This window comes from Pedobacter montanisoli, from assembly GCF_022809115.1.
GTDB classification, from domain to species: Bacteria; Bacteroidota; Bacteroidia; order Sphingobacteriales; family Sphingobacteriaceae; genus Pedobacter; species Pedobacter montanisoli.
The window spans coordinates 930,292-945,126 of record NZ_JALGBH010000001.1 but is presented as its reverse complement, the minus strand read 5'-3'; the positions used below and the strand labels follow the sequence as shown (position 1 = coordinate 945,126).

General features: G+C 36.2%; 12 protein-coding genes. 3 read left to right on the top strand and 9 right to left on the bottom strand.

Going from position 1 to position 14,835, the window contains the following annotated elements:
* Nucleotides 1-36: 36 nt before the first annotated feature.
* Nucleotides 37-573 (bottom strand): AAA family ATPase, encoded by a 537-nt coding sequence (locus tag MMF97_RS04120; RefSeq protein ID WP_243359527.1) that lies wholly within the window; start codon nt 571-573, stop codon nt 37-39.
* Nucleotides 557-1,156, bottom strand: coding sequence for a nicotinamide riboside transporter PnuC (pnuC, locus tag MMF97_RS04115; RefSeq protein WP_243359514.1), 600 nt, complete (start codon nt 1,154-1,156; stop codon nt 557-559). Before pnuC ends, MMF97_RS04120 begins: the two co-directional genes overlap by 17 nt.
* Nucleotides 1,157-1,724: 568 nt before the next feature.
* On the opposite strand from pnuC, the gene MMF97_RS04110 reads away from it, so the two are divergent.
* Nucleotides 1,725-4,589, top strand: coding sequence for a M16 family metallopeptidase (locus tag MMF97_RS04110; protein WP_243359505.1), 2,865 nt, complete (start codon nt 1,725-1,727; stop codon nt 4,587-4,589).
* A gap of 118 nt (nt 4,590-4,707) precedes the next feature.
* The gene (locus tag MMF97_RS04105) at nt 4,708-5,460 is read left to right on the top strand and encodes a DUF1835 domain-containing protein (protein ID WP_243359496.1); all 753 of its coding nucleotides are present in this window, start codon (nt 4,708-4,710) and stop codon (nt 5,458-5,460) included.
* A 9-nt stretch (nt 5,461-5,469) separates the two neighbouring features.
* On the opposite strand, the gene MMF97_RS04100 is transcribed toward MMF97_RS04105, so the two are convergent.
* A complete protein-coding gene (locus MMF97_RS04100; RefSeq protein ID WP_243359494.1) occupies nt 5,470-7,017 on the bottom strand; it encodes a glycoside hydrolase family 10 protein in 1,548 nt (515 codons plus the stop codon).
* A 163-nt stretch (nt 7,018-7,180) separates the two neighbouring features.
* Between MMF97_RS04100 and MMF97_RS04095 the strand changes: the two genes are divergently transcribed.
* Nucleotides 7,181-8,092 carry a hypothetical protein gene (locus MMF97_RS04095; protein ID WP_243359492.1) on the top strand — a complete coding sequence of 304 codons (912 nt, stop codon included), beginning with the start codon at nt 7,181-7,183 and terminating at the stop codon, nt 8,090-8,092.
* A gap of 18 nt (nt 8,093-8,110) precedes the next feature.
* Here the strand turns inward: MMF97_RS04095 and MMF97_RS04090 are convergent, their stop codons facing one another.
* From MMF97_RS04090 to argB, 6 genes are all read right to left on the bottom strand, one after another.
* Complete coding sequence (locus MMF97_RS04090; protein WP_243359490.1) at nt 8,111-9,265, bottom strand: glycosyltransferase family 87 protein; 1,155 nt, start codon at nt 9,263-9,265, stop codon at nt 8,111-8,113.
* A 64-nt stretch (nt 9,266-9,329) separates the two neighbouring features.
* Nucleotides 9,330-10,718 carry a Gfo/Idh/MocA family protein gene (locus MMF97_RS04085; RefSeq protein WP_243359488.1) on the bottom strand — a complete coding sequence of 463 codons (1,389 nt, stop codon included), beginning with the start codon at nt 10,716-10,718 and terminating at the stop codon, nt 9,330-9,332.
* 152 nt (nt 10,719-10,870) lie between these two features.
* Nucleotides 10,871-12,202 (bottom strand): argininosuccinate lyase, encoded by a 1,332-nt coding sequence (argH, locus tag MMF97_RS04080; RefSeq protein ID WP_243359487.1) that lies wholly within the window; start codon nt 12,200-12,202, stop codon nt 10,871-10,873.
* Nucleotides 12,203-12,205: 3 nt separating this feature from the next.
* Nucleotides 12,206-12,859 carry a hypothetical protein gene (locus tag MMF97_RS04075; protein ID WP_243359479.1) on the bottom strand — a complete coding sequence of 218 codons (654 nt, stop codon included), beginning with the start codon at nt 12,857-12,859 and terminating at the stop codon, nt 12,206-12,208.
* A gap of 29 nt (nt 12,860-12,888) precedes the next feature.
* Nucleotides 12,889-13,953 (bottom strand): M20 family metallo-hydrolase, encoded by a 1,065-nt coding sequence (locus tag MMF97_RS04070; RefSeq protein WP_243359470.1) that lies wholly within the window; start codon nt 13,951-13,953, stop codon nt 12,889-12,891.
* Between the two features lie 90 nt (nt 13,954-14,043).
* Complete coding sequence (gene argB, locus MMF97_RS04065; protein WP_243359468.1) at nt 14,044-14,832, bottom strand: acetylglutamate kinase; 789 nt, start codon at nt 14,830-14,832, stop codon at nt 14,044-14,046.
* Nucleotides 14,833-14,835 lie beyond the last annotated feature (3 nt).

The following is a 14,835-nucleotide window of genomic DNA, read 5'->3' as shown; positions in this document are numbered from 1 at the left end:
ACTATACCTAAATTTAGATTTCAAATACAAGTCCTCTTAGATTTTTGACAGCAGGAATTCATCTATTACTTTAATTGCATTATCTAAACGTTGCTCTCCAACGCCCGAAACCAGTTTATAATTGGCATTAAGCGCTTTTAATTCGTCATGCCAAACCTGCATAAAGTGTTCTCTTTGATTAGGAAAATCTCGTAAAGGGTCATCTTCCCAAGGCAGGTCTATATCCAGAAGCACATAAAAATCATATTCCCGTTGTTTTAATGCCTCTAAAACCACCTCCGGAGTTTGCCCGAAAAAAGCATCACTCCATATTTTAACCGTTACAAAAGTAGTATCACAAATCAGGAAATCTCCTTCCATGTTTTCAACCACAGAATCTTCTAAGGCCACTTGACCATAAAACATATTTACCTCGTCCTGTAGCGTACAGGCTTCTGTTAAATTGGCACAATAATAACGTGCATATTCTGGCACCCAGGGTACATTATAGTATTTTGAGAGTTGTTTGGCCATAGTAGATTTACCCGTACTTTCCGGACCCACAACAGCTATTTTCTTAATTTTTCTGTTCACTGTAAATCGTTTTCCAGTCTTTATAGCCCATATAGGCAATAAATATGTATAAAGCATACATACCCGCAGTAGGATAAAGTCCTTTTGCACAATAAATACCTACATAAATTAAATCAACAAATATCCATATCAGCCAGTTTTGCAGAACCCTTCTGGCCAAGAAAAATTGCCCGATTAAACTACATGCCGTACAAAAGCTGTCTATAAAAGGAAAAGCGGCATCTGTATTCTTATGCAGGGTAAATCCCAATAGCAATGTAAATGCAATTACACCAAATATGGCAAAAATCCATTCTCCTTTATGCATTAAAGTTATAGGTCTTTGGGTAGCCTTATCTTTATTCCTGCTCCAGTAATACCAGCCATAAATATTCATGACCATAAAGTAAAACTGTAGCCCCATATCGGCATACAGCTTCGTTTCAAAAAAAATAAAGATATAAATGGCAACGCTAATGATTGCAAAAGGCCAGTTCCAGATGTTATTTTTTGCAGCGAGCCAGACACAGAGTATCCCTGTAAATACACCAAGCCATTCCAAGGCTCCGTTTTGTATGAGGTATTGCTGTATAAACTCTGTCATAACAGCCAAAAGTATAAATTTATTTCAGCTTAATTAAAATGGGTATAAAACAAAAAATCCAGTAGGGCACAACCCCTACTGGAAAATAAACCAAACAAACTATTTATGAAGAATACCCTCTAGCGAGGATGCTTTTGATCAAATTATAATTAAAACAATTATCTAAATAATTTGTTTTAATTTTTTTTTAAAATCATCCGATTTTACTTTCTAATTTTTGAACTACATCTTCAAAACGTATTTACAGTTTCAGTTATTGCAAGTATTTTGCCAAGTCGGCTTATTCCATTGTTTAATGACTTTAAGATGACCCGACAGTAAGGAAGGATTTATTTTCAATACAATTTCATTTAATTTACTGGCTTTATCAGCATACAGGAAGTGTAGTATATAACAGAATTTATGAATGATTGTACAAAAATCTGTTCATTTTTTATCAAAGAACCTCGCTTTGCTTAATTTAATTTTTATACACCCGACAGAATTACATGTTCTGCCATTAATTCATCGACATTTTATTAATATTGTAACAAATCTATAATATCAATCCCCTTTAGCTAAAATAGTTATGAAAAAACATCAATTCCTCATTGCATTGTGTACAGCAGCCTGGATTTATGCCCAACCTTCCATAGCACAAGTTGCGCCTCAAAAAAGAGCTGCTCCTGCAGGCAAAGCTGTTAACAAGTCCAACAGTGGTAAGGCTATGCCTACTGACAGTGAGGTGAGGACTGGCAAATTAGCCAATGGCTTAACTTATTATATCCGTAAAAATTCAGAACCTAAAAACCGCGCAGAACTTTATCTCGCTAATAAAGTTGGTTCTTTGATGGAAAACGATAATCAGTTAGGCTTGGCCCACTTTACAGAGCATATGGCTTTTAATGGCACTAAAGATTTTCCTAAGAATGAAATCATCAATTACCTACAAAAAGCAGGCGTAAGATTTGGAGCCGATTTAAATGCTTATACAATTTTTAATCAAACGGTATATCAGCTACCTATTCCTACAGACAGTGCCGAAGTTTTTAAAACAGGCTTCAAAATCTTAGCAAACTGGGCTGGAAAAGTAAATATGAACGGTGAAGATATTGATAATGAAAGAGGCGTAATTGTTGAAGAAGACAGACAACGTGGCAAAAATGCCGCACAACGTATGTCTAAGGAGCTATTTCCTTTTTTACTGGGCAATTCTCAATATGCAAAACGTATCCCTATAGGAACCGTTGAGATTTTAAACAATTTTACGCACGATAAAATCAGGAATTTTTACCATGATTGGTATAGACCCAACCTACAAAGTGTAATTGCTGTGGGAGATTTTGATGTAAATGAAGTTGAAAAGCTGATCAAAGAAAACTTCTCAGGTTTCAGTAATCCTAAAAATGAAAAACCTCGCTTAAATTATAGTATTCCTGATAATACAACTCCTTTAGTAAAGATCGTTACAGATGCTGAACAACCTTATAATATTGCACAAGTTATTTACAAGCATAAAGAAGGCCCTGTAGTTACAGAACAGGATTACAAATCCAGATTAATTCAAAGTTTAGTAAACAGTATGCTGGGAGCCCGTTTAGCAGAAATTACACAAAAAGGCAATGCTCCTTTCTTAGCTGCTCAAAGCATTTATGGCCCTTATCAAGGTGGTGCTGTATGGGGCTTAAGTGCTCTAACTACCTTTGCCGTTGCTAAAAGTGGTAATGAGCTCGAAAAAGCTTTAACCGCAGCGCTTGCAGAAAATGAGCGTATGGCCAAATTTGGCTTCACTAATAGTGAAATAGAAACAGTCAAAAAGAAAATGGATGCTGGCATCGAGAAACAGCATAAAGAACAAAATAAAACCAAATCTGCAGCTTATGTACAACGTTATCTTGATAATTTCTTAACGGGTGCAGCTATGCCTTCTGATAATTATACTTACGAGTTGGCAAAAAATATACTGAAAAATGTTACGGCGCAAGAAATTAACCAAGTGGCTAAAAATATGGTTGGCAAAACCAACCAGATCGTTATTGTCCAAGCGCCTGAAAAAGAAAAAGCAAATCTCCCAACAGAACAGCAACTATTGGCTGTTCTAAAAAATGCAGGAAACAATGTTACGCCTTATGTTGACGATAAGATTAACCAGCCTTTGATTGCACAAAGCCCTAAAGGAGGCAGTATTGTAAACGAGGCTACCAATAAGCAGCTAAACGTTACAACTTTAAGTCTTAACAATGGCATAAAAGTGGTACTTAAACCTACCGATTTTAAAAATGACCAGATTATTTTTACTTCTTTTGGCAGAGGTGGAACTTCTTTGGCCAAGGATGATAATTTTCTTTCGGCAGATAATGCCAACCTTATTGCACAAAGTGGTGTAGGTCCATTTAACCCTACGCAGCTTAGCAAGTATTTAGCAGGTAGTACTGCTGGTGTGCGTTCATATATCGATACCGAATTTCAGGGTTTTTCAGGTAGTACTTCTCCTAAAGATATTGAAACTGCTTTCCAACTTATATATGCATACGCAACAGAGCCAAGAAAAGATGCCGAAATCTTTAATAAGAACATCAGTGATTATAAAGTAATCGTAACCAATAAAAACAGTAATCCGGCAAGTGTATTTGCCGATACCGTTCAGGCAGTAATGGGAAATTACCATAAGAGAGCTATGCCAACCACGTTAACTGATATTGACCAAATTTCTTTAGATAAAGCTTATGCTTTTTATAAAGACCGTTTTGCCGATTTAAGTGGGCAGACTTTTGTATTTGTAGGAAATTTTGATGTTGAAAAAATAAAACCTCTTATTATCAAATACCTAGGTAGCCTACCTGCCTTAAACCGTAACGAAGATTTTGTTGATCTGGGTATTTATCCGCCTAAAGGGAAAGTATCAAAAACTGTTCGTAAGGGCATTGAAGACAAAGCAACCGTTCAACTTATCTTCCATAATGATTATGAATACAATGCGGTTAATAATATTCAATTAGATGCATTAAAGGCTGCCTTGGAAATCAAGATACTTGAAAGGCTTCGTGAAAAAGAAAGTGGCGTATATAGTCCTAATGTTTCGTTAAGTATTGATAAATTACCAAAAGCACATTATTATTTTACCATATCTTTTAATTGCGCAAAAGCCAATGTAGATAAGCTGATCAACGCTGCTTTAGAAGAAGTAAATACTTTCAAACAAAATGGCGCTACCAGCGAAGATCTTGTTAAATTTAAATCTGAAGAGTTAAGGCAGGAAGAATTGAATTTACGTGAAAATGGCTACTGGTTATCTTATTTAAGTACCCGGTTAAAGAATAATGATGATATTAATCAGGTGTTAAGCAACAAAGAGCGTATTAATAATGTAACGGTTGAGAGCTCTAAAACTGCTGCTCAAAAATACCTGAACGGAGATAATTACATTCGTTTGGTATTGGTGCCTGAAAAATAATCTTAGCAGATAATTAATCTAAACAGGCTGTTCAAAAGCTATACTTAAGATCCTGAAACTTTAGGATACCAGGTATCTAGCTTCTTTGAGCAGCCTGTTATTTTTGTATCTTTCTGATATGAACAAGATCTTACACATTCTTAATGGCGAAGCCACCCTCGAAATATTTAAGCAGACAGCTATAGAAGGCGACACGCTTACTTGGAACGAGGTATTGGCGCAAGGTCCGGTAGCGGAACAAAATTTTTGGAAAACCAGACAGGATTACATTTGTGAGACCTACCATGTTGCTCCAACCGATTATGATCAGCAAGTGTTAAAAGAAATTGAAAAACTGAACCGGTTAAATCAATATAAAGACGTTGTATTATGGTTTGAATTTGATGTTGTTTGCCAGATTAATCTGATTTGTGTACTGGATCTCATTTCTAGAAAGCTACATCCAGATCTTAAAATAGAATTGATCTGCCCTGATAAGTTTGAGGGTATTGAAGATTTTAGAGGTTTAGGTCAACTTAATGCCGCCCAACTCAGCAGCCTGTACCCTACCAGAGAACTGTTAAATAAGAACGATCTTAAAGTAGCTTCACAAGTTTGGCATGCATTTACTAAACAAGATATTAAGTTTTTATCGGCGCTTGATACCAATGGATCTGATCATCTGCATTTACTTAAGCCTGCCTTAAAAGCTTATACAGGTCTCTACCTTAAAAAGGATGGCTTTAATCTTATCGAAACATTTTTTCTAAATCTCAAGCAAAAAGGGATTACAGATCAAACAGAAATGATCCATTTATTTTGGAAGAAATATCCAATTTATGGTTTTACCGACCTTTATTTAGCTGAAATTATTGACAACCTACCTGAATAGAAAAATAACTTAAGGTCGCTCTATACTTACAGAATCACTCGGTTCACTTTCATTCTTAATCCGATCTAAAGCTGTTACTACATAGGTATATTGCTTTCCTTTTTCAGCACTACGATCAAGATAAAAAGTATTATCTTCAAAACTGAGGTTTAAAATATTTTTAGGATTCTGAATATTGACTTTATCTCCTTCTTCAAACCTATAAACCACGTAACCCGAAGCCGTTTCTCCGTCCTTAGCTTTTATCGGTTTGTGCCATTTTAATCTTATGCCATCGGTCGTAAGCTCTGCATTCAAATCCTGTGGCTCATTGGGAGGCACATTATCAATCCAAGACATCTGAGGTGGTAATGCAGGATACTTATAAAAATCGTTTCTCAAAGAATCTGCTACTCCTCTAGCCACGGTTGATAAGGATTTCGAGCTAAAAAACACACTTCCCTGCACTTTATCATTGGCTCTTATTGCCCTAATCTGATTAGGGATTTCTGAAGGAGTGCGCCATGCCTGTTCTCTTGAAACATTTACCAGATAGGCAGCCTGTCCTATATATAAATGCCTTCCAAAAGTATTTTTAGCCCACCAGTCCAACAATACCCCAAAAGGAGCCGCTGATCTGTTGAAAGCAAAATAAATCTGCGGATTGATGTAATCTACCCAGCCTTCTTTTACCCATTTTCTTGAATCCGCATACAATTCACCGTAATTAGAAAGTCCGTTTGTTTTAGAACCCAATGTATCTTCTCGGTAATTTCTCCAGATACCAAAGGGGCTTATTCCAAATTTAACGTACTTCTTATAGTAGTGTATACTGTCGCTTACCATCTTCACCAGCAAATCCACATTATTTCTACGCCAATCGTCAATCTTCGTAAAGCCATTTGGGTATTTTGCAAAAGTAGCACTATCTTTAATAACCTGTCCTGCAATACGATAAGGGTAAAAATAATCATCGAAATGAACGCCATCTATATCATATTCTTTTACCACATCTAAAATTACCTGTGTAATGTATTCTCTGTTTTCAGGCAATCCAGGATCAAATAATTTTTGCCCGCCATAAGTATAAAAAAGCTCAGGTTTGGTTTTAGTAATATGATCTGCAGCGGTAACCGCATTGGCACTCATTGTAGCTCTATAAGGATTAAACCAGGCATGTAGCTCCATACCTCGTTTATGTGCTTCTTTAATTGCAAATTGTAAGGGATCATAACCTTCGGCAGGTTTTAGCCCTTGTTTACCCATTAACCAGTGGCTCCAAAGTTCACGTGATTTTGCATAAAGCGCATCAGCTGTGGGTCTGATCTGTAAAACAATTGCATTTATTCCATTGGCCTTATGCTGGTTTAATATGCCAATTAACTCTTGCTTTTGCTGCTCTGCGGTTAATCCCTGCCTTGAAGGCCAATCTATATTGGTTACACTGGCTATCCATACACCTCTAAATTCACGTTTGGGTGCAATTTTTTCTTCACTTTGAGCGTTTACTATTTTCGGAATGGTAAACAGAATGCATAAGACAGATAAAAGTTGTACGTAACGTTTGGTTTTTTGCATGAAAACAGGCTTCTTGTTCAAAAATTTAAAGGTAGCTGATTTTAAGAATTAATGTAATAACGCTTAATTGATAATTTTGATACAAAGGTGCATATTTTTTTACTTTTATTTTTTTTGTTAAGTTAGTCGTTTATTTTTAATAGAGGATTTTTGATTATTTATAATGCAGGCAGATAACACTCGTAATAAGACCGATAAAACCAAGGTTTATTTTTTAATGGTTGTTATAGCAGCTCTGCTAGGTATAAATGGCTATTTGTATTTCAGCAATAAAAGTAGTGCCTCTTCTTCTCCTTCTGCTTCTTTAAATACTGAACAGGAACGCTTAAAATTAGAAGTTGAAAAAATTGAGGTCGAATTAGATCGTGTAAACCTCTCTAATGTAAATCTAAATGATAAACTGATAGAAGAGCAGAATCATGCCCGTCAAAAAATTGAAGAATTAAAAGAAGCTTTACGCAGAGGCGAGCTTACCCAGAAGGATCTGGATGAGGCCGGTGAAAAAATTTCTAACCTGCGCAATTTCGTTAAAATATACAACAACAAGGTTACCTTATTAGAGCAAGAGAACGTTTATCTGAAAGGTGAACGCGATAGCTTGAAATCAGTTGTCACTACTTCTAACGATAAGAATGTAAAGTTAGAAAAAGAAAATAAGAAGCTGACTGCCAAGGTTAGAGTAGGAGAATCTCTAAAAGCCTACGACATTAAAGTTAGCGCTTTTAAGATCAAACAAAGCGGCAAGATTACGGGAGTTACCAGAGCAAGCACGGCCAATCAGCTTACTATAGATTTTGCGCTTGTGCCTAACGACCTGGCTGAGAAAAAATACCACAGGGTATTTTTAAGGGTAATTGATCCGGCTGGCAATTTAATTGCAGATGAGAACAACATGTTTGAAGCTGAGGGTCAAAAAATGCAATACAGCACAGCCATTGAATTCTCTTTTAACAACGATAATACCCGTTATAAAATTGATTGGATAAACCCTCGTCAATTTATGAAGGGTATATATACACTGATCTTATATTCAGGTGGTAGTGTAATGGGCAAATCTGAAATAGAGCTCAGATAGTTATATTCCTTTCTTTTCTCAAATCAAAGCCAGTTCATTTACCTGTTTATGCTGAAAGGCCATTTTAATGGTTTTTAGCCACACTATAAAGTATGGAAGACATATAATCTTTATAATAAGTGGATAACGCTCCGTAAAATCAGGAAAAAGCATTAGCGGAAAATCAAACGATGCAATAATGACCAGTACCAATAATAATTTATTTGCCCGGTTTTTTATTGTGTAATTAAACCAAATGCCCACACCAATCACGGCAATGATGTAAGTACAATCTTCTGTACCCGAACTAAACAAAACAGGGAACATCAATGTCATAGCCAAAATCAGCATTCTAAATCTACTCGAATTGTATTGGCTGGTATTGATATAGGGTAGCAAAAATAATCCCACACCGATGATTAAAAAGTAGAGATTAGGTATATGAAAGCTAAATAAGGTCCTTACCATTCCCATTACAGACAAATCGCCTGTTAATGATCCTATATTAGATATGTTTTTTATACTTAACGAGCTTTTCCACTCTACATAGCTATTCAACACATAAGCTGGAGAAGAAAAAAACATAGGTAGTATAAATAATATAATTGACCAAACAATTAAAGAAATAATGAAATGCTTCTTATCTTTTATAAAAAAGAAGAATGCGAGACCTACAATTCCGTATAATTTAATAAAAGTGCCCAGAACAATACAGAAGGCCGACCAAAAACCTCTATGATAATTTCTTAAGGTATAACTAAAAATAATCAGGGCTGCCGTGGCAGGATTAAATTGCTGGCTCAACATAGAAGATACAAAACAAGGAAGTGCAATTAAATAAATATCATCCCTATGTTTTATATGAATGGTTTGAATGGCTTTAAACAATAGCCCACAATTAAATAAATTCCATAGCAGGAAACCCAAAGTTCGAGGTAGTATAGCAAAAGGTGCTATAAAGACTGAAAATACTGGTCCATAATGATTGGCATCATCATGTAACTCAGGATAATCGATATACAGAGATTTCTGGTGAATTAAATTAAAGAAAGTATTCTCGAAAATGAGGTAATTGTTAAGCCTCAATCGCAAAACCGATTGCAAAAAACAGTATAAAGAAATGGCTACCCAAAAAGCCAAAGCATATTTAGCTTTTACGCTTAAATGCTTAAAAGAGATTAGTTGTTTGGTCATACAAAGTGTCGGGAATAAACCCGACACCAAAATACCACATTTCTGTTACAATGTATTTTTTTAATTACATTTTAATCTCCATCACCTTATTGGTCTTACGGCTTTCTTCTGCCATAAAACCCATAACATGACTTTCTATGGATTCGTCAATTGTAGAGGTAAGCAAACCAGGGTTTTTCTGTGCTACAGCCTGTACAAAATCCCTAACCAGCAGCCAGTCTCCACCTCCATGCCCTGATCCTTTGTATTCTTCAACATCTTCTGCCTGTGGCAAGAATTTGGTTTGTTTCATGGTTCTGAAATCGGTATGAACCAGTTCTGTCATATCTCCTACCAAATCGCCCATGGCTCCCATTACTCTTGTTCTACGACCTCCGTATGAAGTAAAGGCTTCCATAGAGAAACTTGCGGTAACACTATCTGCAAACTGGATATTTGTAATGTAATGATCAGGTTGGTCATTTTCCATTCTGTAAACACAACGCCCGTAATTGGTGGTTTTTAGCTTTTCGCCGATAAATGCTTTTCGGTCTTTGGCTCCGGGAGGAACATCAAAAACAGATGTTCTTTTATTCAGATCAACATATTCTTTAATAGCAGAGTAAGGGCATTCTCTTTCTATTTTACAGCCATCGGTACAGCGTGCGGTACTGCCTTCCGGTGCATTTTGTTTTTTAAACCATTTTAAATCGCCCATGGCTGATATCTTTTTGCTTGGCTTGTTCAGTACCCATTTAATGATATCTAAATCGTGGCATGATTTGGCTAAAATAATAGGTGTAGTTTCTTTAGAGTTATGCCAGTTACCACGTACATATGAATGCGCCATATGCGTATGATCAATAGGCTCAAGGTGCTGCACACTTACCACTTCGCCAACAGCTCCCTTGGCAATTAGTTCTTTCATTTTCACGAAATAAGGCGCATATCTCAACACATGGCATACTGCAACAATACATTTATTCTTTTTTGCTAAAGCTAAAATATCCCTGCATTCTTTTTCTGTGGGTGCTATAGGTTTCTCAAGTAAAATATCATAACCCATTGCCAACGCTTTCATACATGGCGCATAGTGCAAATTATCGGGTGTTGAAATAATTATCGCATCTGCAAATTTAGGGCGCTTAAATACCTCCTCCCAGGTATTAAACCTATTCTTATCTTCTATATTGTGAAGTTTGGCATATCTATCGTTTCTGAAGGTATTGGGCTCTGCTACGCCAACAATCTTGATCTGTTCTTTAAATTTTGCAGCATAGTTACCATAAACCATTCCTCTGTTACCTGCTCCGATCGTAATAGCCGTTACAGGTTTATCCAAAGCTTTGTATAGGGGATTCTCCGGCACTTGGTATAAAAAAGAATGCTCGCCCAAACTGGCCAGTACATCTGTACTGATTATTGAAGCTCCTACTCCCAGGGATAATGTTTTAATTAGTTTTCTGCGGTTCATTGTTTATTAGGTTTTGTTTTCGAAATCAAATATACATTTCATTATGTTTTGAATTATTCTAAAATAACACAAAACAAACAAAATAAAAACAAAACGAAATATAAAATTTCTACAATCCGCAGAGCCGCTTCTAGAGAGTTAAATTTTGCTGATTATGCTAATAAGTCTTTAATGGCTTGTTTAACCTGCTCAAACCCAAACTGATTTACGGTATTTTCCATAGCTTTTGAAATTTCTTCATTCATCAAATTGCCAATACTTCCTTCGTGCGTATGGTTTACCTCTGTTTGGGGTTTAAACGTTCCGATTTCTATCTGTTCACCCACAATTTTATAGGCTTCTCTAAATGGAACGCCTTGTAGGGCCAAGTTATTTACCACTTCAACACTAAACAGGTAGTCGTATTTGGAATCTTTCAGTATATCTGGTTTAATAGAAATATTCTGCAACATGAAGGTAGCAATCTCAATACATTCATTTAAAGATGTAATTGCAGGGAACAGGTTTTCTTTTAGCAATTGCAAATCTCTGTGGTAACCTGATGGCAGGTTTGTGGTCATCATGGCTATTTCATTAGGTAAAGCCTGAATTTTATTACAGCGCGATCTGATCAGCTCAAACACATCAGGATTTTTTTTATGCGGCATAATGCTGCTCCCCGTTGTGAGCTCAGCCGGGAAGCTGATGAAACCAAAATTCTGATTGATGAAAAGGCATACATCCATCGCCATTTTTGCAAGTGTAGCTGCTATTGAAGACATAGCCTGTGCTAAAATACGCTCAGTTTTGCCACGCCCCATTTGCGCATATACCACATTGTAATTTAAGCTGTCAAAACCCAACAACTGCGTAGTTAATGTTCTGTTCAATGGAAAAGATGAACCGTAACCTGCAGCAGATCCCAGTGGATTTTTATTGGTAATCTTCCATGCTGCGAGCATTAATTCCATATCATCTGCCAAGCTTTCGGCATAAGCGCCAAACCATAATCCAAATGATGATGGCATAGCAATTTGTAAATGGGTATAACCTGGTAATAATTTATCTTTATGGGTATTGCTTAGTGCAATCAGTTCTTTAAAAAGAAGATTTGTATTGTTTACCATCTCTTCAATACAACTTCTAAAGTATAGCTTTAAATCTACCAGCACCTGATCATTACGTGAACGTCCGCTGTGAATTTTTTTGCCAGCCTCACCTATACGTTGAGTTAAAAGCCATTCTACCTGCGAATGCACATCTTCAACACTATCTTCTATTATAAATTTACCTTCTTCTATTTCCTGGTAAATATGCTTTAGCTCATGATGAATTTCTTTCAACTCTTCGGCAGTTAAAAGGTTTATGGTCGATAGCATTTTGGTATGAGCCATCGATCCCAACACATCAAACTTTGCCATTTGTAAATCCAGTTCTCTGTCTTTGCCAACTGTGAAATTCTCTACAAACTGGTTTACATCAATATTTTTTTGCCAGATTTTCATACCTTAATTAAAATATTTTTGAAATAACTTTAAATATTGTTTTTGTATTGCGGCCGAATCTAAAGGGTCGATTTGTTGAACAGAATAATTAAAAAAACTTATTTTTTTGAGCTCATTATTAATTATACAAACATATATAGATGAGTTATATTTTATAGGAGTACTGTTTACCATTCCTAAAGTTAATAGCCCGGTAGCAAGAGATTTACCCACTTGCTTGCCAAAATTTCCTTTATTACGGGTAAATCCTCGTTGCAAAGTTACAAGTGTATATTTAGCCTTATCTCCAAATAAGGTATTAAATGCCTGAGGAATCTTTACGCTATCTAATTTTTTATTCCTAAAAATTTCATTAAACAACGCAATTATCGCCTTGTTCTTGATCAAGCTATCTACTCCCTTTTCATCAATTTCTTTTATCTCCTTAAAGCTAACTAAGTTATCTTTAATAGCCTTGTTAAGAAGCCCATTAGCCACCACAGACAAACTATCGTTAAATACCGGCTTGTTCCCTTCTGAAATCAAAAATATATTGCTAACTGCCGAGATTACATGAATGTCAGAAATAGCAGATGAAGGCTCAGTTGATTTAAATTTCTGAGCATTTACCGAAATCCCAATGAATAAAAAAAACAGTGCACTAAAAAAAAACTTCATAAACTCTGACGTATATCTTTTAACTATATCTAAATAACAACCGGCTTTAACATCGCTATATAGCCTTCTACTCCTTGTCTAATTTCATCAACAAATATATACTCGTCTGCCATATGCGAACGGCCCGAAAAACCCGGCCCGCATTTTAAAGACGGTATAGAAAGCAAAGCCTGATCGGACGTAGTTGGCGAACCATAAGTGGTTTTACCCAAAGCTACCCCCGATTTTACGATAGCATGTTCTTTATCTATTGAAGAAGGTTTTAATCTTACTGAACGTGGGTTAACCTCACAGCTTACATGGTGTTTGATGATTTCTACCACTTCTTCATTGGTATAAGCGTCTGTAACTCTTACATCAACCGTAAATGTGCAGGTTGCCGGAACTACATTATGCTGCGAGCCTGCATTAATAATAGTCACACTCATCTTAACCGGGCCAAAAACCTCAGATACTTTAGGGAATTGGTAGGTTCTGAACCACTCAATATCTTTTAGTGCTTTATAGATGGCATTATCTCCTTCTTCACGTGCAGCATGGCCCGCTTTACCATGTGCAATACAATCTAAAACCAATAAGCCTTTTTCAGCAATAGCCAGATGCATTTCTGTAGGCTCACCTACAATAGCAAAATCAAGTTTCCCCAAATCAGGTAAAACCAGTTCCAAGCCGTTATGACCAGAAATTTCTTCTTCTGCTGTTGTAGCTAAGCAAAAATTATATTTTAAGTCTTTTAGCTCATAGAAATATAAAAATGCAGCTATAAGAGATACCAAACACCCTCCTGCATCATTACTCCCTAATCCATACAGTTTTCCATCTTCTATTGCTGGATCATAAGGATCACGGGTATAACCCGAATTGGGCTTAACCGTATCATGATGCGAATTAAGCAAAATAGTAGGCTTATGTTCATCAAAATGCTGATTGTAGGCCCATATGTTATTTAGCTTTCTATGAGTGGGGATATTTCTTTCCTTTAAAAACAGTTCTATCAGATCAGCCGTTTTGTCTTCTTCTTTACTAAACGACTGTATAGTAATCAGTTTTTTTAAGAGTGCTATACTTTCGTTTACTAATTTATCTGGTATCATTTAAGGTAATATTAGTCAATAAGCGCTTAAGCTATAAATAAAAAGACAAAGGTATTAATATCGGTCTGCATTCATATATAAATAAATGGTTTATGCTTCCATTCTGGTACCGAATATTCCCTTATTTAGCATTGGAAGTTCATCTGCCTTGCCAATATATACAGCCGCCACACCTTTATGAATAGCATCAAAAGCATTCTGCAATTTAGGCACCATTCCTCCGGCTATGGTACCATCTGCCTTAAAGTCTTCGAATTGAGATGATTTTACAGTTCTTACCACCGTTGTATCATCATTTACATCTTTTAAAACGCCTTTCTTTTCAAAGCAATACACCAATTCTGTTTCGTACTGTGCAGACATCGCTACCGCAATTACTGCAGCAATTGTATCGGCATTGGTATTGAGCAACTGCCCTTCCTTATCATGCGTAATTGCACAAAAAACAGGAACAAAGCCACCTTCCAACAGGTTGTTTAGCATTTTTGCCGAAACAGAAGAATCATCTAAATCGCCCACATAACCATAATCTATTACTTTTACGGGCCTTTTTTGAGCTTTGATAATATTTCCATCTGCACCTGTAAGCCCAATGGCATTACAATTAACCAATTGCAGTTGGGCTACAATATTTTTATTGATTAGGCCGGCGTATACCATTGTAACTACTCTCAGGGTTTCTATATCGGTAATACGCCGCCCTTCAACCATTTGCGCTTCTATGCCTAATTTACCGGATAATTCTGTAGCTATTTTACCTCCTCCATGTACCAAGATCTTTTTACCTGGTACAGCAGAGAAATCTCTCAGAAAATCATGCAGTGCTTCTGAATCGTCGATTACGTTTCCGCCTATTTTAACAATGGTTAGCTTTTCCATATC